Source organism: Pseudomonas fluorescens (genome assembly GCF_001623525.1).
Lineage (GTDB): Bacteria > Pseudomonadota > Gammaproteobacteria > Pseudomonadales > Pseudomonadaceae > Aquipseudomonas > Aquipseudomonas fluorescens_Q.
The window spans coordinates 5,461,693-5,478,740 of sequence record NZ_CP015225.1; the positions used below are offsets into that span (position 1 = coordinate 5,461,693).

Below are 17,048 nucleotides of genomic sequence, written 5' to 3' on the forward strand. Positions count from 1 at the left end.
GATGAGGCCCTTACAGACAACAAAGAAACAAAGACACAAGCACTAACCCGAGCAATCAACGCGCTGCCTGCCTGGGCAACGCAGTTCCACAAAAACAACAGCGAGGTGAAAGCATGTCTGGTAATCGTGGTGTCGTGTATCTCGGCCAAGGTAAGGTTGAAGTACAGAAAATCGACTATCCAAAAATGCAGGACCCGCGCGGCAGGAAGATTGAGCACGGTGTCATCCTGCGCGTGGTCTCCACCAACATCTGCGGCTCCGACCAGCACATGGTGCGCGGCCGTACCACGGCTCAGACCGGTCTGGTCCTGGGTCACGAAATCACCGGTGAAGTGATCGAAAAGGGCAGCGATGTCGAGAACCTGAAAATTGGTGATCTGGTGTCGGTGCCGTTCAACGTGGCTTGCGGGCGCTGCCGTTCCTGCAAAGAGCAACACACCGGCGTCTGCCTGACCGTCAACCCGGCCCGTGCCGGCGGTGCCTACGGTTACGTGGACATGGGCGACTGGACCGGCGGCCAGGCCGAATACGTGCTGGTGCCGTATGCCGACTTCAACCTGCTGAAGCTGCCGGACCGCGACAAGGCCATGGAGAAAATCCGCGACCTGACCTGCCTGTCCGACATCCTGCCGACCGGCTACCACGGCGCCGTGACCGCCGGCGTTGGCCCTGGCAGCACCGTCTACATCGCCGGTGCCGGCCCGGTTGGCCTGGCGGCCGCCGCTTCCGCACGCCTGCTGGGCGCTGCGGTGGTGATCATCGGTGACGTCAACTCAGTCCGCCTGGCCCACGCCAAGGCCCAAGGCTTCGAAATCGTCGACCTGTCCACCGACACCCCGCTGCACGAGCAAATCGCCGCACTGCTGGGCGAGCCAGAAGTGGATTGCGCCGTCGACTGCGTTGGCTTCGAAGCCCGTGGTCACGGCCATGACGGCGTCAAGCACGAAGCCCCGGCCACCGTGCTCAACTCGTTGATGCAGGTGACCCGTGTCGCCGGCAAGATCGGTATTCCCGGCCTCTACGTCACCGAAGACCCAGGCGCGATCGATGCCGCCGCCAAGATCGGTGCCCTGAGCATCCGTTTTGGCCTCGGCTGGGCCAAATCCCACAGCTTCCACACCGGCCAGACCCCGGTCATGAAGTACAACCGCCAGCTGATGCAGGCGATCATGTGGGACCGCATCAACATCGCGGAAATCGTCGGTGTGCAGGTGATCAGCCTGGATGATGCGCCGAAGGGGTATGGCGAGTTCGATGCGGGTGTGCCGAAGAAGTTTGTGATTGATCCGCATAAGTTGTTTAGTGCGGCGTAAGGTTGGAAGCAAGACGGAAAAAAGGGCGACAGTTATGTCGCCCTTTTTTGTTAGTCGTTATTTTCATTGCTCGCCGCATGCATGCACCAGGTCCGAAGCCTATTCATTGGCGGACCTGATTGACTTGAACAGTCATAGGGTTGCGCCTGAAAGAACCATGGTATTTAAATGAAATATCCTCATAGATATGAGGGCGCAAAGACTTTATCCCCTCGCTCATCCCCTTGCCTCGGTAATAGTCAATGTCGAGTGCTTTTGAAGGCATATCGGTTACGTATACTTTTAGTACGACTGTTCGTTCGCTTTTTGAGAGCAATGAACGAGCGTATTCCTCTGCAACTCCGGGATCTGTGGCTATGTAGAATCCTTCACCCAGTACCAAGTCTTCCGGTTTGCTGTTGGCCCCTGCATATCCATCCAGAACTCCGCGGTTGAGCAAATTTCGTGCGCTGCTATCCGTAGTGCCATGGTAACCCACAGCATATTGTTTGGTCGGCGAGGGGGCTTCAGCTTTATGGGGGGATTTTTTTTGGCCCAACAAGTTTCTGAGCCCTTTGAGAGGGTTGAACCCTTTAGGAAAAAAGAAGTGTCCTGTTGGATCCCGCCTATTAAGCGGATCCCCGTCGCAATAGGTATATGCATTCAGCCCACCCTTACCAAACGGACTCAAACTGTCCGGACTGTTAAATCGCATCAACCCCGGATTGAACACCCGATAACCATTGCCCAACAAATAATGCCCCGTCACCGGGTCCGGCCGTTCGCCATTGAAGCCGAGCAGGCTTAGTAAGCCGTTCTCCGCAGGGCGGTGGCCGTACGGGGTATAGGCGAGGGGATGAGGCTGCGTGGCATCGAGCGCGTGTAGCACCGAGCGTTGTTGATCGGTGGCGAGCAAAGTGGTTCCGACGGCGCCATCCTGGCGCTGTTGTTGCGCCAGGAGTTGCTCGTCCTGTTGGAAAATCGACCGCTCTACCGGGCCCTGGATTTCGCTGGTCAGGCGCTCCTTCAGGTAGAAGCGCTGGGCGCGGGCCTGGGTCGGTGGTGTGCAGTCGGTCAAACGATCCAGTGGGTCGTAGTGGTAACGGCAGAGCACGGTTTCATCTGCGGAGGACATGGGCTTTGTTCTATGGAAAATACAGATAGCAACATCATGTTCAGGTAGAAGGTCGGCTGTCTAGCTAGCAGAAGTGTTAGGTTTAGCTGCCCGCAGCAGCCAGCCCTCACTCATGAAATGAAACCGCCCACTGGTGCAGGCGATCATGTGGGACCGTATCAACATTGCTGAAATCGTGTACAGGTGATCAGACTGCATGACGCACCGAAGAAGTTTTTGATTGAACCGCACAAGTTTTTTTGCGCGACGTAAGCGGCAAAGGGCAAGACGGAAAAAAGGACGACAGTGATGTCGCCCTTTTTTCGGGGGTTTCTTCAGTGGAAACGTAGCAACTAATAAATTTCGATTCTATTTTGCTTGGTAAGATAAGATTTAAGTTTGATTGCGTATATGTCGTGAGTGCTGCTCTGCCCACTCGTAAGTTGGAGGGCCACCAGGATAGGTAAAAAAGAACGATGTTGGTTGGAAGGCCTCGTCAGTCATCTGCTTGATTCCCGCTTCATACCTGTGCAGATTAGCTTTGTGAGTCGTTCTAGATTCTAGTGTTTTTTGAATGATTTCGTGAAGGTCTTCTATTTCGGATGTGAGGTTGGCGGAGTTTTTTAGTTGATGGGCTAAGAATCTTTCTTGTTTGATTATTTTGTTGCTGTCTTTCCATAGTTTGAATTCGAATCGGGAAATGCGTGGAATTTCATGTTCAGGGCCTATAGGTAATATTAAAAATTCCTCTGTAGGGGATATGAATATATCTATATTTTTTATGTCGTTCGTTGCAGGAAGTGTTATGCCATGAACGTCTATGATCGTAGCCGGATTCGGTCTTTTTATGATTTTTAGGTGTCTTAGTACAGGCTTTAAAAAGTTAGGTAGATGTCCCGTCGGATCGCTTCGATTCACAGGGTCCCCAACGCAGTATCCATACGCATTCAATCCACCCTTTCCAAATGGACTCAAACTGTCTGGGCCGTTGAACCGCATCAACATCGGATTGAACGCTCGATAACCATTTCCCAATAAATAATGCCCCGTCACCGGGTCCGATCGTTCGCCGTTGAAGCCGAGCAGGCTGAGTAGACCGTTTTCCAGGGCTCGGTGACCGTAAGGCGCATAAGCGATAGGGTGAAGCTGCGTTGCGGCGAGCGTCTGTAATACTGACCGGTGGTGATCGGTGGCGAGAAAAGTGGTTTGGACAGTGTCTTCCTGGCGTTGTTGCTGCGCCATGAGCTGGTCCTCCAGTTGAAAAAAGGAGCACTGCGCCGTCCCCCGAACTTCTGTGGTTAGACGATCCTTGAGGTAGAAACGTTGGGAGCTGACTTGGGCTGTTGGCGTGCAATCGGCCAAGCGATCCAATGGATCGTAATGATAGCGGCAGAGCAGCGTTTCACGGTTCGCTGACATGGGCTAGATCCCTAAATGGACCGGTCTCTATACCGGCGTAACTCTCGTGGCCTGCATTCCTTTTCTTGTAAGGTTGGAAACAAGACGGAAAAACGGGCGTCAGTGATGTCGCTATTTTCTAACAGACAACGATAAAGGACGACCTTGACAGCGCGTGTGAAAATGCAGTTCGCTTGAGGCCATGTTTTTTTGAATAAGGTGTCTTGAATTATCCACGAATGTTTTTAGGCTCTAAAGTATATCTGTTGATGTAATAGGTGCGTAATGCCTCCAAATCAAAAGGAATTGGTCCTAGGCCATACATTGGTAAGTTGGTTATTATATTTGAATTGACCTTTCTACCGGCGAGCGTTACTGCTCGTCGCTCCCTGTATTTTAGTCGATGCACTTCGTCGCTGAATTTAAGTGGAGCAGAGTTTTCTAACTCTTTGTCTGGGAGGTTGGCGCCGCTTTCAATCCAGTTCGGGATGTCTTCGGGATTTGTTCTGTGTGGCGTTTCGGATTTTTCGGCAATCCAGTGTTGAGTGCTTCTTTCACTGTGTTTTTTTTGAGTCTTTGGATTTTTTACATAAGAAATGCGCTCAGGTAAATCCATGGTTTTTTGTTTTATTGGGATGTTTTGGCCAGGTTCTTCAGAGCCTCCTATTATATCTGCCGGGCGACGAGTCGATGGGGTCCTGAACCTGTATTGCTTCATGAGTGGGCGCCAAACATGGCCCGTCGGGTCGTTCCGATTCACCGGATCTGCTGCGCAGTACACATACGTATTCAACCCTCCCTCTCCAAAAGGACTCAAAGTGTCGGGGCTGTTGAACCGCATCAACACCGGATTGAATGCCCGATAACCATTACCCAGCAAATAATGACCCGTCACCGGGTCCGACCGTTCGCCATTGAAGCCGAGCAAGCTAAGCAAACCGTTTTCCGGCGGGCGGTGGCCGTAAGGCGTGTAGGCAAGGGCATAAGGCTGCGTTGCATTGAGTGCGTGCAATACCGAGCGTTGTTGATCGGTGGTAAGTAACGTGGTTTCGACGGCGCCGTTCTGGCGCTGTTGTTGCGCTAGGAGTTGATCGGCCTGCTGGAAAATCGAGCGCCCTATAGAACCTTGTATCTCGCAGGTCAGGCGCTTTTGCAGATAAAAGCGCTGGGTACTGGCCTGGGTCGATGGTGAACAGTCGGCCAGACGATCCAATGGGTCGTAATGGTAGCGACAGAGCGGTGTTTCACGGTTAGCAGACATGGGTTGGCTCCCTGAATGGACCGATTATTCCGGCGTAACTTTCGTGGCCTGCATTCCCTTGCTTCCCTGCTCGATTTCAAAGGAGACGGTTTGTCTCTCTTTCAAGGTTTTATAACCCTCGCCGGATATCGCCGAATAGTGAACGAACAACTCCTCGCCACCTTTGCCACAGGAAATGAAGCCATAGCCCTTTGCATCGTTGAACCATTTAACGGTTCCCTTGATTCGGTCGTTCATTTTTATTGTCCTGATTGCCCGAATGGATAAAGGCGTGGTTGCCCATGGCCTTGTTTTCGTTGACACGACGGGAGCTTAGGATCGGGGCAAATCGTTGCCTACTGTCAGAGTTGACAGTAGGCAATACCGAGAGGGAATAACCGATTGCAGGTGATATTCAGATCACGGTCACGTGGCAGTCATGCCAGGGCTTGCGCCTGCAATCGTCGGCCGATCACGTCCAGCACGTCGCAGCCATCGCGCAACGGAATCGCCAGGAGCAGGGCGAAGTCGTGGAGGACGACGGCGTCGGAACTGATCTCCTCGCGGAAGGCGATGTTTTCCAGTAGTTGGGTGGCGGCACGGATGCGGTAGGCGGCGGTTTCGTAGAGGACGTCGAGGGGGCTTGGGTGTCGATAAGCAGGGTGGCGGGGGTGCAGTCGACGCCGGTGATGGGGATGTATCGGTTCATTGGGTAGATCTCCATGGGTTCGATGATGCCGCCACTCACTCGTCGCCAAACGAATGGGTGGCAGCTGTACGCAGGTTGGCGAACCGGACACCATGGAAGCCGGCAGACCCGAAGGCCTCCCGCGCACAACTGCCATTGAGCAATTCTGCGAGTGCAAAAGCCCGTGCCAAAAAGCAGGGCTTCTGACCATAGTGTATCGAGTCGCCAAACCCGAGTCGCCATGTGGACGACGGGAAGAACTATAGGCATCGCCTATTGGGCTGGGCAAGGCTCGCTGTTGCGGGGGATTTCCCAAGTATTTGTGGGATTTTTGGTCGTGAGTATTCAGGCAGGAACACCGCTTCCATTGTGGTGAGGGGATTTATCCCCGCTGGGCTGCGAAGCGGCCCCCCAAACCAGGCAGCTCGGTGCGTCAGGAGGATTGAGTTCGCTGTTTTAGGGGCTGCTGCGCAGCCCAGCGGGGATAAATCCCCCTCGCCACAGAGGGAGAGCAGTCCCCTGCTTTTCAGATACCAGCGGCGAGCGCTTCGCACTCGAGCGGGAGCAAGCTCCCTCGCCACCCGGTTATTGGTGTGCAGTCGCGGCCTCGACCCGGTCGCAGAATTCAGGGTAGAAGCCCTGGGCGCTGGGGCCTTGGCAATAGTCTTGCGCCTGGGTCAGGGCATCGGCGCTGAAGTCCAGGCTACGGGGCATGCTGGCGAAGGTGACGTAGCCATCCTGTTGCGTCTTGATGGCGTCGAAGCCTTGCATGTCGTAGACCAGCTCCACGTCATCATCGGCCAGCAGGCGCGCCTTGACCGTCACTTGCGTGTACTGCTTACCCCCCGGTGCGCCGTTGAGCGCCGCCAGGCCATGGCCGACAACCCGCAGCAGGTCCGCAACCCAGGCGTTGCTGTCATCCGCGGCGGTGTTTGGACGGTAGCGCAACCTCAGCGTTTGCTGGTCGCGGGTCACATCGGTAAGCGTCGGGGCGGAGCGCTTGATGCGGTGTTCGATGGTCAGCCAGGTCTTTTGTTCTTCGCTGGTGCCGTCGGCCAGTTCCGGATTCAGCGGGCCACGCTGGTACTCGTTGACGCCCAGGACAATGAGCATGCCCGTCAGGATGACGGCGAGGGCCGCGCCGCCGATTTTTACGTTCATAGGCAAACTCTGCAGGAGAAAGCCGCACTGTACGGTAACGGTGCAGGCGATGGCAGGGCGCCTTGAAATGCTGTGCAGGAACAGTGACGCGGTTGCCATTCCCGATCAAAGCAACAGGTTGAAGTAGTCTGCGTCCATTAACCTGCACATTTTGGTGTCCGGGCTTTCGCAGCGATTATTCACCCACCCTGAAAAGGCCGGTTCCAAGATCTGCTGATACTCCATATTCAGATTTATGTCCCCGTACCGGCACGTGACGGTCGCCGTTGTGGCTGCCTGTCTATCCTCGTCGGCTTCATGGATAACGTACTCGGCGCCTTCGAATTGCAGCCTTGCCGGGTCGACCACGTCCACCAGGCTTTCGCTCTCCCATTCGTGGTTGTCTTGTGCCTCGACGAAAAAAACATCTTCCACCGATTCAATGTTTTTATGAATGTCAGTGACGGCAGGGCAGGTTATTTCACCGGCATGGGCGTGGCCGATGATCAGCAAAAGCAACGCCGCGCCTCCAGCCAGTATTTTTCTCATGTGCCAGGCTCCAGGGCTCAGATCAACGATTCACGGCTTTGGTCGGGCGGGCTACTGTCAATGTTGGCAGTTATTTATGTCAATTCAGAACTGTATATGGATGTTTGGTAACTTATAGCTATAAGAAAAAGCGCAGTTTTCATTGAATCAGACACTTCTGACGGGCTTGGAAGATTTTTCTGTAGTGGCTATCGGCCATTCCTGTAATACGTTTAGGAACAATCTGCATCCGCTCCAGTCCAACGCTCGCTTTACGCCGCTCTTGATGAGCGGCTTTTTCATGGTCTAGAGGATGTCCCGGATGAAGGTTTCACGTGGTTTTGCTCTGTCTTGCCTGTTGACGCTGGCTGCCAGCCCAGCCTTCGCGCAGTTCAGTCTCAGTGATGCAGCCAATGTGGTGTCGGCGATGCAGGGCAACCAAGGCGAACAGGGCGAGGGCGCCGTGGCCGCCGCGCCGAAAGCCGCCGGGTTGCTCAACACCTTGGGATCGGAACTCAAGATCACGCCGGAACAGGCCATCGGCGGTGCCGGTGCGATGCTGGGGCTGGCGAAGAACCGACTCAGCGAGCCGCAGTTTTCCGAGTTGAGCAAAAGTGTTCCGGGCCTGGATCAGATCGCTGGGAACAGTGCTATTGGCGGGCTTAATGGTCTGGGCGGTTTGCTCGGGGGCGGGTCGGAGAAGAATGCACTGCTCGACGGCTTGCTGGGCAACGTCAAGGACACCGGCGACCTGAACAATGCCTTCAGTGCGCTGGGCATGGACAGCGGCATGATCGGCCAGTTTGCCCCGATTATCTTGCAGTACCTCGGCCAACAGGGCGTGGCGGGTTCGTTGCTGCAGAATCTGGGGGGATCTGGGGCACGGGGCGGGTGTTTGATGAAGGTGGCGACATCGAAAATCCGCCACGGAACCATCAAAACCTCAAGCTGAAATAGTCGGCGTTCACCGGCTTGCAGGAGTAGGTGTCCCGACTGGCGCAATGGTTGGCCGACCAGGGCAAGGACGCCGGCTCCTGGACGTCAAGATAATCCAGCGTGAGGTTGTTCTCGCCGTAATTGCAGCTAATGATCACTCTCCTCGGCACCTGTTCATCTTCGTCGGGTTCATGGACCGCGAACTCAGCACCGTTGAATTGCTGCACCGCTGGATTGGCCTCCTGTCCAAGGTCCTGGCTCTGCCATTCGCGATCATCCTGAATTTCTACTGTTTCAGTGGTGTCATGGATGAGTGTTGTAGCCGGACAGGTGACTTCTGCGGCATGAACATGGCCGATTATCAGTAAGCAAATTCCTGCGCCGCCATCAGTCATTAAGTTTCTCATGGGCTTGCCTCCACAATGTGTCCCGGCGACATGTTTGCGGCTGTGCTTGGCGAGGGCTACTGTCAATGCTGACAGTTGTTTACGCTGATTTGGAATTAGCTGGTTCTTGCCTGTTAACCTTTGGCGATAAGAACTCAAAACTTCATGAAAAGCGGAAACGTCTGAAGGATTAACAGAAGGGGCGGTTTTTTCAGGGGTCCGAGGATGTTCGGGATGAAGGTTTCACGCGGTTTTGCGCCGCTGCCAACTATCAGAACTGTTAGGAATCCATTGTTTCGCTACGCAACGCCGCAATCCGCCGATCCTTCTCAGTCCACAGCTGGTTAACCCAATCCTGCACATGCTGGCGAAACACCGGGTCGTTCTCGTAATCCCCCTGCCACAGCGCCGGGTCCAGCTCGCGGGTCTGGATGTCGACGATGACCCGGGGCACCGCGCCGCTGATCAAATCCCAGAACCCGGGAATCCGTTCCTGCGGGTACACCACCGTGACGTCCAGTACGGCATCGAGTTGTTCACCCATGGCCGCCAGCACGAACGCCACGCCACCGGCCTTGGGTTTGAGCAGGTGGGTGAAGGGTGACTGTTGCTGTTGGCTTTTGGCGGCGGTGAAGCGCGTGCCTTCGAGGTAGTTGACCACGGTGACCGGCTGGCGCTTGAACAGCTCGCAGGCGGCCTTGGTGATTTCCAGGTCCTTGCCGGCCAGTTCCGGGTTCTTGGCCAGGAAGGCCTTGGTGTAGCGTTTCATGAACGGGTAATCCAGCGCCCACCAGGCCAGCCCCAGGAACGGCACCCAGATCAGTTCTTTCTTGAGGAAGAACTTGAAGAACGGCGTGCGCCGGTTGAGGGTCTGGACCAGGGCGGGGATGTCGACCCAGGATTGGTGATTGCTGATCACCAGGTAAGAGGTGTCGCGACGCAAGTTACCGCCGCCGCGGATGTCCCAGCGGGTGGGGATGCACAGGGCGAAGATCAGCTTGTCGATTTCGGCCCAGGTCTCGGCGATCCACATCACCGCCCACGAGGCATAGTCGCGAAAGCGCCCGGGCAGGATCAGTTTGAGCAGGGCGAACACCATTAGCGGCCCGAACAGCACCAGGGTGTTGAGCAATAACAGCAGCGTGACGAAACAGCCGGTGAGCAGGCGGCGCATACATGACTCTTGCAAGCGGGTGGGCGGGCCATGATAAGCAGCTTCGGGCGGCAGGCCAAATCGGCGTGGACAAATGCTTCACCTTTTGGCGGGTATGCTGGGTTGGCTTTTGTGGCCAGAGATTGCTCCCGCTGGGCTGCGAAGCGGCCCCCCATAGTGGCCATGATCGGGTCGATTTTGCGACTGCTGCGCAGTCGAGCGGGAGCAAGCTCCCTCGCCACAGGTACCCGTCCAACCGAACGAATTCACCCGTCACGGTCTAAACCCCCACCCCACACAGGAAGCCCTATTGCATGAAATCCTTTCTCGCCCTGCTTACCCTGGTGGCCCTTCCAGTGCTGGCCGCCGAGCCGACCCTGTACGGGCGCTACGAATACATCGCGCTGCCGGAAATCGGTGGCGAAGTGCTCAAGGCCAAGATGGACACTGGCGCGTTGACCGCCTCGCTGTCGGCCAAGGACATCGAAACGTTCACCCGCGACGGTGACGACTGGGTGCGCTTCCGCCTGGCGACCAAAGGTGCGAGCAACAAGGTCTACGAACACAAGATTGCGCGCATCAGCAAGATCAAGACCCGCTCTGAAGAGGATGAGGACGACGACGAAAAAATTGCGCCGACCAAGCGCCCGGTGGTGGATCTGGAACTGTGCCTGGGTAACGTCAAGCGCACCGTGGAGGTCAACCTGACCGACCGCAGCAGTTTCAACTACCCGTTGTTGATTGGTGCCAAGGCATTGCGTGAGTTTGGCGCAGCGGTGAACCCGGCGCGGCGGTTTACGGCAGATAAGCCAGATTGTTGAGGGATGAGGGCTAAGGCGTCCAGCAGCGTTGTGCTTGGACGCCATATCCGAATGGTCTTCTGTTTCGATGCTCGGATAATAGGTGGATTTTTGTACTGACGTAGAAGTTTACTTGGCTGGAGATCATCATTATCTGCTTTCTCTTTCAGGCCCTACTTGAATGGAAATGTTATCTCCTGTAAAGGCTCATAGAACGTCCGAATCTTAGCGTGGTTAAATTCATGGCGAAGTCGTGATGTCTTGCGAAGATGTTTGTAGCGTGGGTGGAAAAAGTGGGGGGGTTGGATTTATCTCTCTATCGTATAATATTTATAAAGTCATCTATGGGGCGCACGTTATCGAGTGAAAGCATGTAGAGTCTATTTTCTTGTTTCTTTAGCCCAAAGTCTTGGCGTATTTGTTCGGATAAAGTAGAGATATCCATGCTGTCGCTTAAAAGCAGGAAATCGTAAGTGTTTCTCTGGGTGGGTGTGATCTGTACGACTTCTATAGTTTTATAGTTTTGTGTGTCAATAATTTGAAAACTAAATGCGCCTTGCGATTGCCATTTTTCGACAAATACTTCCGGAATAGATGGGTATGGGTTCGTGCTGCTTGACTGAGAGCTTTTCCTGGGCGCTTGCAACGTACTGCCACTGCTACTGCCGGGCGCTGATGCACTAGATAAAGGTTTGGGGGGCGATGCTTTGTTTGAGGCAACAGTGGCGGTTGTGCTTGTCTGGGCAACAGGTATGCCCTGATTGACCGTAGTAGGAGTGCGGGGCCTCCGAGTAAACAGTGGAAAGCATTTAAGGGGCATGTGCCCCGTCCGATCTTCAAGATTCACCGGATCTCCCAAGCAATATACATACGCATTCAACCCACCCCTGCCAAACGGACTCAAACTGTCCGGGCTATTGAATCGCATCAACACGGGATTAAACGCCCGATAACCATTGCCCAGCAGATAATGCCCGCTCACCGGATCACGGCGCTCGCCGTTAAACCCAAGCAGGCTGGTCAGGCCGCTGTCCGCTGGGAGATGGCCATAGGGCGTATAAATCAATGGTTGATGTGTTTGAGCATCGAGTGTGTGCAACACCGAGCGTCGTAGATCGGTGGCCAGCAGAATTGCATTCGCGACGCTCCCCTGTCGCTGTTGCTGCGCCAATAACTGATCGTCGTGCTGGACAACACTACGCTGCACCGCGCCCTGTATTTCAGTGACCAATCGGCTTTTGCAATAAAAACGCTGAATGGCGGCAGCATTCATGGGGGCGCAATCGCTCAGGCGATCAAGCGGGTCGTAGTGATAGCGGCACCATACGGTTTCGTTAGGGACGGTAGACATCGACTGAGTTCCAGGTAAGGACCAAGAAATCCAGCCTCAGCATCGGTCTTTTTCCGGTGGATGCCAACTATCAGAACTGTTAGGTGCAACAGCGTCCCACCCATAAACTCAACTGCCAATTGACGTGCCCCAAGCCTTGCGGCACCGTTCCGGCAACTTTATTGCCGGGCTCGCAAGCCATGCCTCATATCCTGATTGTCGAAGACGAAGCCGCCATCGCCGATACGCTGGTGTTTGCCCTGCAAGGGGAGGGGTTCGACACCACTTGGCTGAGCCTTGGCGCCGCCGCCCTCGATCACCAGAAGAACACCCCGGCCGACCTGATCATCCTCGATGTGGGCCTGCCGGATATCAGCGGATTCGAGACGTGTAAAAATCTCAGACGTTTCAGCGACGTTCCGGTCATCTTTCTGACAGCCCGGGATGGCGAGATCGACCGGGTCGTGGGCCTGGAGATCGGTGCCGACGATTATGTGGTCAAGCCCTTCAGTCCCCGCGAGGTGGCGGCCCGGGTCCGGGCGATCCTCAAGCGCGTGGCGCCGCGACCGGCGGCGGACTCAAGCACAGCGTTGTTCCAGGTGGACAGCGACCGGGTGCAGATCAACTATCGCGGCAAACCGCTGAACCTCACGCGCCACGAATTTCGCCTGCTGAACTGTCTGCTGGAGCAACCTGAGCGGGTTTTCAGCCGCGAACAATTGCTCGATGCCCTGGGCGTGGCCAGTGATGCAGGCTACGAGCGCAGCATCGACAGCCATATCAAGAGCGTGCGCGCCAAGTTGCGCCTGGTGAGAGCCGAGGCCGAACCGATCCAGACCCATCGCGGCCTGGGCTACAGCTACAGCCCGGGGCACAGCTGATGTCGCTGGGGATCCGGATTTTCCTGGTCTATGTACTGTTTATCGGTCTGACCGGGTATTTCGTGCTCAACACGGTCATGGAGGAAATCCGCCCCGGCGTGCGCCAGTCCACCGAAGAAACCCTGGTGGACACGGCCAACCTGATGGCCGAGATCCTGCGGGACGATTTCAAGGCCGGCACCCTCAACCAGAACCGTTGGCCGCAGTTGCTCAAGGCCTACGGCGAGCGCCAGCCGGCGGCGACGATCTGGGGCTTGCCGAAAAACCAGGTCAGCCATCGCATCTATGTCACGGATGCCAAGGGCATCGTGGTGCTCGACTCCAGTGGCGTGGCGGTGGGCCAGGATTATTCGCGCTGGAACGACGTTTACCTGACCTTGCGTGGCCACTACGGCGCCCGTTCGACCCGCAGCGTTGCCGATGATCCAACGTCTTCGGTGATGCACGTCGGCGCGCCGATCCGCGATAACGGCCGCATCATCGGTGTCGTCACCGTGGCCAAGCCCAACAGTTCGCTGCAACCCTATGTCGACCGCACGGAGCGGCGCCTGCTGGCCTACGGCGCCGGGCTGATCGTCCTTGGCCTGCTGCTGGGGGCTTTGTTGTCATGGTGGCTCAGCGCAGCATTGCGCCGTTTGACGACCTACGCCCAGGCGGTCAGCCAGGGACGCCGGGTGGAAGTGCCGCATTATCGCGGCGGCGAGTTCGAGCAACTGGCGGGGGCGGTGGAGCACATGCGCACCCAACTCGAAGGCAAGGCCTACGTCGAGCGTTACGTGCACACCCTGACCCACGAGCTCAAGAGCCCGCTGGCGGCGATCCGCGGCGCTGCCGAACTGCTGCAAAGTGATATGCCGGCGGCCCAGCACCAGCGTTTCGTCAGCAACATCGAGAGTGAAAGCGTACGCATGCAGCAGTTGATCGAACGCTTGCTCAACCTGGCCCAGATCGAGCAACGACAGGGGTTGGAGGACGTGGTCGCTGTGCCGCTGGTGGCTTTGCTGGATGAGTTGCTGGAGGCGCGCGGTGGCTGGATCGAAAGTCGTCAGCTAAAGGTCGAGCAACGTATTGCCGCCGACCTGACCCTAACGGGTGAGGCATTTCTGTTGCGCCAGGCCCTGGGTAATCTGCTGGAAAACGCCCTGGACTTTACTCCCGCCCATGGATTGCTGCGCATCAGCGCCGAACGAATCGACAACCACGTCGAGATCCGCCTGTTCAATCAGGCCGAACCGATTCCCGACTACGCCCTGCCACGCCTGAGCGAGCGCTTCTACTCCCTGCCGCGCCCGGACAGCGGTCGCAAGAGCACGGGCCTGGGGCTCAACTTCGTGGAGGAAGTGGTGCAGTTGCATGGCGGTGAATTCAGGATTGGCAACGTCGAGGGTGGGGTGGAGGTGGTGCTGCGGTTGCCTTGAGAAAAATTTGATTAATTTTGTTATTGGTTAATTTACATAATCAATTTTTAGGTTTAGTTTTCGCTCAGCACTGACGAACAATAACTAGACCTGTCAGCACGCCCCGCCTTACGGCGAGATGGCTTTCGGTTCGTTGGTCCTATTCGTGGCTACACAACCGGGAGCATGAGCATGGTAAGCCTCTGGCAAAAATTGCAGGCCAAGTTGCTGCGCGCCTTCGCCAAGCGAATGAAGGCGAAGTTCACCTATGACCCCGCGCGGTTTCCGTTGCGCGCCGTGGCCGAACAAACCATTGCAACCCCATGGGGACCCGCGCGGGCGTTGTTCTACTGGCCCCATTCCCAGACCGCGACGACGCTGCCGGTGTATCTGAATTTCCACGGGGGTGGTTTTGTCGCCGGAACGCCCGAGCATGACGATAGCTATTGCCGTCGACTGGCCCACAACCTGAATTGCCTGGTGGTCAACCTGGACTATGCGCTGGCGCCAGAGCAGGTCTTTCCCGCAGCGCCGCGGCAATGTTTTGCGGTGCTCGAGTGGTTGGCAGGCCAGGCCGAAGCGTTGGGTATCGATCCCCAGCGGATCGCCGTCGGTGGTCATAGCGCCGGCGGTAATCTGGCCGCGGTGGTGGCGGGCCTGGCGCGGGGGCATCGAACATTGAAAGTGGTGCATCAATTGATCGATTATGCGGCGCTGGACCTGGCCCAAGACCCGGCGCTGAAGACCTCCACCGTTGCCCGTCCCTTGCTCGGTGTCGGCCTGATGCGCTTCTTCATGCGCTGCTACCTGAGCGATCCGGCACACGCGCTCGATCCGTTGGCGTCGCCCTTGCTGTCGCCGGTCGATGCGCTGGTAGGGATGCCGGCCGCCACGGTGATTACGGCCCAGTACGATATCTTGCGCGGCGAGGGCGAGGCCTACGCCGAGAAATTGCGTCAGGCTGGCGTGCCAGTGCGGTTGCGAATGTTTGAAGGCTGCGACCATATGTTCACTCACCTGGGGCCGGACGAGTCGGCCGAGCAGGCCTGGCAACTGATGGAAGATTCCCTGCGCGAAGCTTTCCAGGCCGTGGACGTGGCGGGTGCCGGCGTTCGTGCTCGACACGACGATGGCAGTCTCCACACAATCTCCACAATCGCTCCATAAGCCCAACACACAGCCACCCCAGACTCTCCCTCATTCGAACAGGGAGAGCCCCACATGAACCGCAGTCTCGCCATAAAACTGGGCATGATCGCCCTATTGATTCTCTTGTTGATGATCCCGTTGTTGATGATCAACGGGCTCATTGATGAGCGCCAGGAACTGCGTGACGGTGTGCTGCAGGACATCGCCCGCAGCTCCAGCTACAACCAGCAACTGATCGGGCCGATGATCGTGGTGCCGTTTCGCAAGAGCGTGAAGGTCTGGAATACCAACGAGAAGACCGGCGTGCGTTTCCTGGAAACCGTCGAGCGAGCAGGTGAGTTGTATTTTTTACCGGAGCAGTTTGAACTCGACGGCCAAATCCGCACCGAAACCCGTGCCCGGGGCATCTACGAAGCGCGTTTATTCCATGCCGATAACCGGATCGATGGCCGCTTCAAGGTGCCTGAGCGCTACGGTGTCGCTGCCAAGGACTTTGCCGACTACCGCTTCGACGAGCCATACCTGAGCGTCGGCATCAGCGATATTCGCGGCATCGAGAATGCGCTGACGCTGACGCTGAACCAACAGACCGTCGATTTCCTGCCTGGCTCGCGGCTCGGCTGGCTGGGGCAGGGTGTGCACGTGCCGCTGCCAATGATCAGCGCCCAGGGCGGCCCTGAGCTGACCTTCGGTTTTGACCTGCGCCTGCAAGGCACCGGCGAGTTCCAGATTCTGCCAGTGGGCAAATCCACCAAGGTGCACCTGTCGGCCGACTGGCCACATCCCAGCTTCATTGGCAACTACCTGCCCACCAATCGCGAGATCAATGAGCAGGGTTTCAGTGCCGACTGGCAGACGTCGTTTTTCTCCACCAACCTTCTGGAAACACTGCAAGCCTGCGAACCAAGCGATAGTTGTGAAGCGTTCCGCAGCCGGGCCTTCGGAGTGAGCTTCATCGACCCGGTGGACCAGTACCTCAAGAGCGACCGGGCGATCAAATATGCGCTGCTGTTCGTCGCCCTGACCTTCGCCGGCTTCTTCCTTTTCGAAGTGCTCAAGAGCCTGGCGGTGCATCCGGTCCAGTACGCCTTGGTGGGTGTGGCGCTGGCGTTCTTTTACCTGTTGCTGCTGTCATTGTCGGAGCACATTGGCTTCGCCTTGGCCTACCTGGCGTCGGCCAGTGCCTGTGTGTTGCTGATCGGCTTCTATGTCTGCCATGTGCTGCGCAGCGTCAGCCATGGCCTGGGGTTTTCGGCGGGGCTGGCGGGCTTGTACGGTTTGCTCTACGGCCTGTTGAGCGCAGAGGACTACGCGTTGTTGATGGGCTCGCTGTTGCTGTTCGGCCTGTTGGGGGTGTTCATGGTGCTGACCCGCAAGCTGGACTGGTACGGGGTTGGCGCGAAGCCGGCGGCGGCGATGAGCTTTGATCTGGGAGAGGTGAAATGAGCCGGTCGCTGGGGTTGCGGGAGGATCAGCGGGTGCGCGAAGTGTTGGTAATGCGTATTGCCGGGTTGTTCCCGCTGGATCCGGTGCGCTGCCATCGCGAGCAGGCTCGTTCCCACAAGGTGCAACACGATTCTATGTGGGAGCGAGCCTGCTCGCGATGAGGCCGGCAC

The 17,048-nt window shown here is 56.7% G+C and carries 16 protein-coding genes and 3 pseudogenes; 9 read left to right on the top strand and 10 right to left on the bottom strand.

Annotated features, from left to right (window positions below; all coding sequences use genetic code 11):
• The first annotated feature begins 113 nt into the window (after positions 1-113).
• The gene (gene fdhA, locus TK06_RS23595) at positions 114-1,313 is read left to right on the top strand and encodes a formaldehyde dehydrogenase, glutathione-independent (protein WP_063324052.1); all 1,200 of its coding nucleotides are present in this window, start codon (positions 114-116) and stop codon (positions 1,311-1,313) included.
• A 103-nt stretch (positions 1,314-1,416) separates the two neighbouring features.
• On the opposite strand, the gene TK06_RS31205 is transcribed toward fdhA, so the two are convergent.
• Positions 1,417-2,427, bottom strand: a complete 1,011-nt coding sequence (locus tag TK06_RS31205; RefSeq protein ID WP_086936707.1) for an RHS repeat-associated core domain-containing protein — start codon at positions 2,425-2,427, stop codon at positions 1,417-1,419.
• A 121-nt stretch (positions 2,428-2,548) separates the two neighbouring features.
• Between TK06_RS31205 and TK06_RS32090 the strand changes: the two are divergent.
• Positions 2,549-2,679 (top strand): annotated as a pseudogene (locus TK06_RS32090) (formaldehyde dehydrogenase, glutathione-independent); the annotation flags it as partial.
• Positions 2,680-2,799: 120 nt separating this feature from the next.
• Here the strand turns inward: TK06_RS32090 and TK06_RS31210 are convergent.
• From TK06_RS31210 to TK06_RS23620, 6 genes and pseudogenes are all read right to left on the bottom strand, one after another.
• Entirely contained in the window at positions 2,800-3,825 is a 1,026-nt protein-coding gene (locus TK06_RS31210) for an RHS repeat-associated core domain-containing protein (RefSeq protein WP_086936708.1), read from the bottom strand.
• A gap of 208 nt (positions 3,826-4,033) precedes the next feature.
• Positions 4,034-5,065, bottom strand: a complete 1,032-nt coding sequence (locus TK06_RS31215; protein ID WP_086936709.1) for an RHS repeat-associated core domain-containing protein — start codon at positions 5,063-5,065, stop codon at positions 4,034-4,036.
• A gap of 24 nt (positions 5,066-5,089) precedes the next feature.
• A complete protein-coding gene (locus TK06_RS23605; RefSeq protein WP_063324053.1) occupies positions 5,090-5,302 on the bottom strand; it encodes a cold-shock protein in 213 nt (70 codons plus the stop codon).
• A gap of 179 nt (positions 5,303-5,481) precedes the next feature.
• Positions 5,482-5,753, bottom strand: a pseudogene (locus tag TK06_RS23610) (hypothetical protein).
• A gap of 564 nt (positions 5,754-6,317) precedes the next feature.
• The gene (locus TK06_RS23615; protein ID WP_063324054.1) at positions 6,318-6,893 is read right to left on the bottom strand and encodes a hypothetical protein; all 576 of its coding nucleotides are present in this window, start codon (positions 6,891-6,893) and stop codon (positions 6,318-6,320) included.
• Between the two features lie 105 nt (positions 6,894-6,998).
• Positions 6,999-7,421, bottom strand: a complete 423-nt coding sequence (locus tag TK06_RS23620) for a DUF3757 domain-containing protein (protein ID WP_063324055.1) — start codon at positions 7,419-7,421, stop codon at positions 6,999-7,001.
• A 301-nt stretch (positions 7,422-7,722) separates the two neighbouring features.
• On the opposite strand from TK06_RS23620, the pseudogene TK06_RS23625 reads away from it, so the two are divergent.
• Positions 7,723-8,357, top strand: a pseudogene (locus TK06_RS23625) (DUF2780 domain-containing protein).
• On the opposite strand, the gene TK06_RS31220 reads toward TK06_RS23625, so the two are convergent.
• Positions 8,336-8,731 (bottom strand): DUF3757 domain-containing protein, encoded by a 396-nt coding sequence (locus TK06_RS31220; protein WP_109790783.1) that lies wholly within the window; start codon positions 8,729-8,731, stop codon positions 8,336-8,338. The pseudogene TK06_RS23625 and the gene TK06_RS31220 sit on opposite strands and share 22 nt — an antisense overlap.
• A 271-nt stretch (positions 8,732-9,002) precedes the next feature.
• On the bottom strand, positions 9,003-9,896 hold the full coding sequence (locus tag TK06_RS23635) for an acyltransferase (protein ID WP_063324057.1): 894 nt from the start codon (positions 9,894-9,896) through the stop codon (positions 9,003-9,005).
• A 293-nt stretch (positions 9,897-10,189) separates the two neighbouring features.
• Here TK06_RS23635 and TK06_RS23640 point away from each other — a divergent pair, with 293 nt between their 5' ends.
• Entirely contained in the window at positions 10,190-10,696 is a 507-nt protein-coding gene (locus TK06_RS23640; RefSeq protein WP_063324058.1) for an ATP-dependent zinc protease family protein, read from the top strand.
• A gap of 295 nt (positions 10,697-10,991) precedes the next feature.
• On the opposite strand, the gene TK06_RS31225 is transcribed toward TK06_RS23640, so the two are convergent.
• On the bottom strand, positions 10,992-12,026 hold the full coding sequence (locus tag TK06_RS31225; RefSeq protein WP_086936711.1) for an RHS repeat-associated core domain-containing protein: 1,035 nt from the start codon (positions 12,024-12,026) through the stop codon (positions 10,992-10,994).
• 179 nt (positions 12,027-12,205) lie between these two features.
• On the opposite strand from TK06_RS31225, the gene creB reads away from it, so the two are divergent.
• The 5 genes from creB (at position 12,206) to TK06_RS32785 (ending at position 17,039) form a co-directional block, all read left to right on the top strand.
• Entirely contained in the window at positions 12,206-12,886 is a 681-nt protein-coding gene (gene creB, locus TK06_RS23645; RefSeq protein ID WP_063324059.1) for a two-component system response regulator CreB, read from the top strand.
• Positions 12,886-14,304, top strand: a complete 1,419-nt coding sequence (gene creC / locus TK06_RS23650; RefSeq protein ID WP_063324060.1) for a two-component system sensor histidine kinase CreC — start codon at positions 12,886-12,888, stop codon at positions 14,302-14,304. Before creB ends, creC begins: the two co-directional genes overlap by 1 nt.
• Positions 14,305-14,475: 171 nt before the next feature.
• Positions 14,476-15,450, top strand: coding sequence for an alpha/beta hydrolase (locus tag TK06_RS23655; RefSeq protein ID WP_063324061.1), 975 nt, complete (start codon positions 14,476-14,478; stop codon positions 15,448-15,450).
• A 54-nt stretch (positions 15,451-15,504) separates the two neighbouring features.
• Complete coding sequence (creD, locus tag TK06_RS23660; protein ID WP_063324062.1) at positions 15,505-16,878, top strand: cell envelope integrity protein CreD; 1,374 nt, start codon at positions 15,505-15,507, stop codon at positions 16,876-16,878.
• Positions 16,875-17,039 (top strand): hypothetical protein, encoded by a 165-nt coding sequence (locus TK06_RS32785; RefSeq protein WP_170862082.1) that lies wholly within the window; start codon positions 16,875-16,877, stop codon positions 17,037-17,039. Before creD ends, TK06_RS32785 begins: the two co-directional genes overlap by 4 nt.
• The last annotated feature ends 9 nt before the right edge of the window (positions 17,040-17,048 follow it).

What these genes read in the sequence shown, in the direction of transcription:
- fdhA (WP_063324052.1), top strand. Translation starts at nt 114, where the DNA reads ATGTCTGGTAATCGTGGTGTCGTGTATCTCGGCCAAGGTAAGGTTGAA.
- TK06_RS31205 (WP_086936707.1), bottom strand. Translation starts at nt 2,427, where the DNA reads ATGTCCTCCGCAGATGAAACCGTGCTCTGCCGTTACCACTACGACCCA.
- TK06_RS31210 (WP_086936708.1), bottom strand. Translation starts at nt 3,825, where the DNA reads ATGTCAGCGAACCGTGAAACGCTGCTCTGCCGCTATCATTACGATCCA.
- TK06_RS31215 (WP_086936709.1), bottom strand. Translation starts at nt 5,065, where the DNA reads ATGTCTGCTAACCGTGAAACACCGCTCTGTCGCTACCATTACGACCCA.
- TK06_RS23605 (WP_063324053.1), bottom strand. Translation starts at nt 5,302, where the DNA reads ATGAACGACCGAATCAAGGGAACCGTTAAATGGTTCAACGATGCAAAG.
- TK06_RS23615 (WP_063324054.1), bottom strand. Translation starts at nt 6,893, where the DNA reads ATGAACGTAAAAATCGGCGGCGCGGCCCTCGCCGTCATCCTGACGGGC.
- TK06_RS23620 (WP_063324055.1), bottom strand. Translation starts at nt 7,421, where the DNA reads ATGAGAAAAATACTGGCTGGAGGCGCGGCGTTGCTTTTGCTGATCATC.
- TK06_RS31220 (WP_109790783.1), bottom strand. Translation starts at nt 8,731, where the DNA reads ATGACTGATGGCGGCGCAGGAATTTGCTTACTGATAATCGGCCATGTT.
- TK06_RS23635 (WP_063324057.1), bottom strand. Translation starts at nt 9,896, where the DNA reads ATGCGCCGCCTGCTCACCGGCTGTTTCGTCACGCTGCTGTTATTGCTC.
- TK06_RS23640 (WP_063324058.1), top strand. Translation starts at nt 10,190, where the DNA reads ATGAAATCCTTTCTCGCCCTGCTTACCCTGGTGGCCCTTCCAGTGCTG.
- TK06_RS31225 (WP_086936711.1), bottom strand. Translation starts at nt 12,026, where the DNA reads ATGTCTACCGTCCCTAACGAAACCGTATGGTGCCGCTATCACTACGAC.
- creB (WP_063324059.1), top strand. Translation starts at nt 12,206, where the DNA reads ATGCCTCATATCCTGATTGTCGAAGACGAAGCCGCCATCGCCGATACG.
- creC (WP_063324060.1), top strand. Translation starts at nt 12,886, where the DNA reads ATGTCGCTGGGGATCCGGATTTTCCTGGTCTATGTACTGTTTATCGGT.
- TK06_RS23655 (WP_063324061.1), top strand. Translation starts at nt 14,476, where the DNA reads ATGGTAAGCCTCTGGCAAAAATTGCAGGCCAAGTTGCTGCGCGCCTTC.
- creD (WP_063324062.1), top strand. Translation starts at nt 15,505, where the DNA reads ATGAACCGCAGTCTCGCCATAAAACTGGGCATGATCGCCCTATTGATT.
- TK06_RS32785 (WP_170862082.1), top strand. Translation starts at nt 16,875, where the DNA reads ATGAGCCGGTCGCTGGGGTTGCGGGAGGATCAGCGGGTGCGCGAAGTG.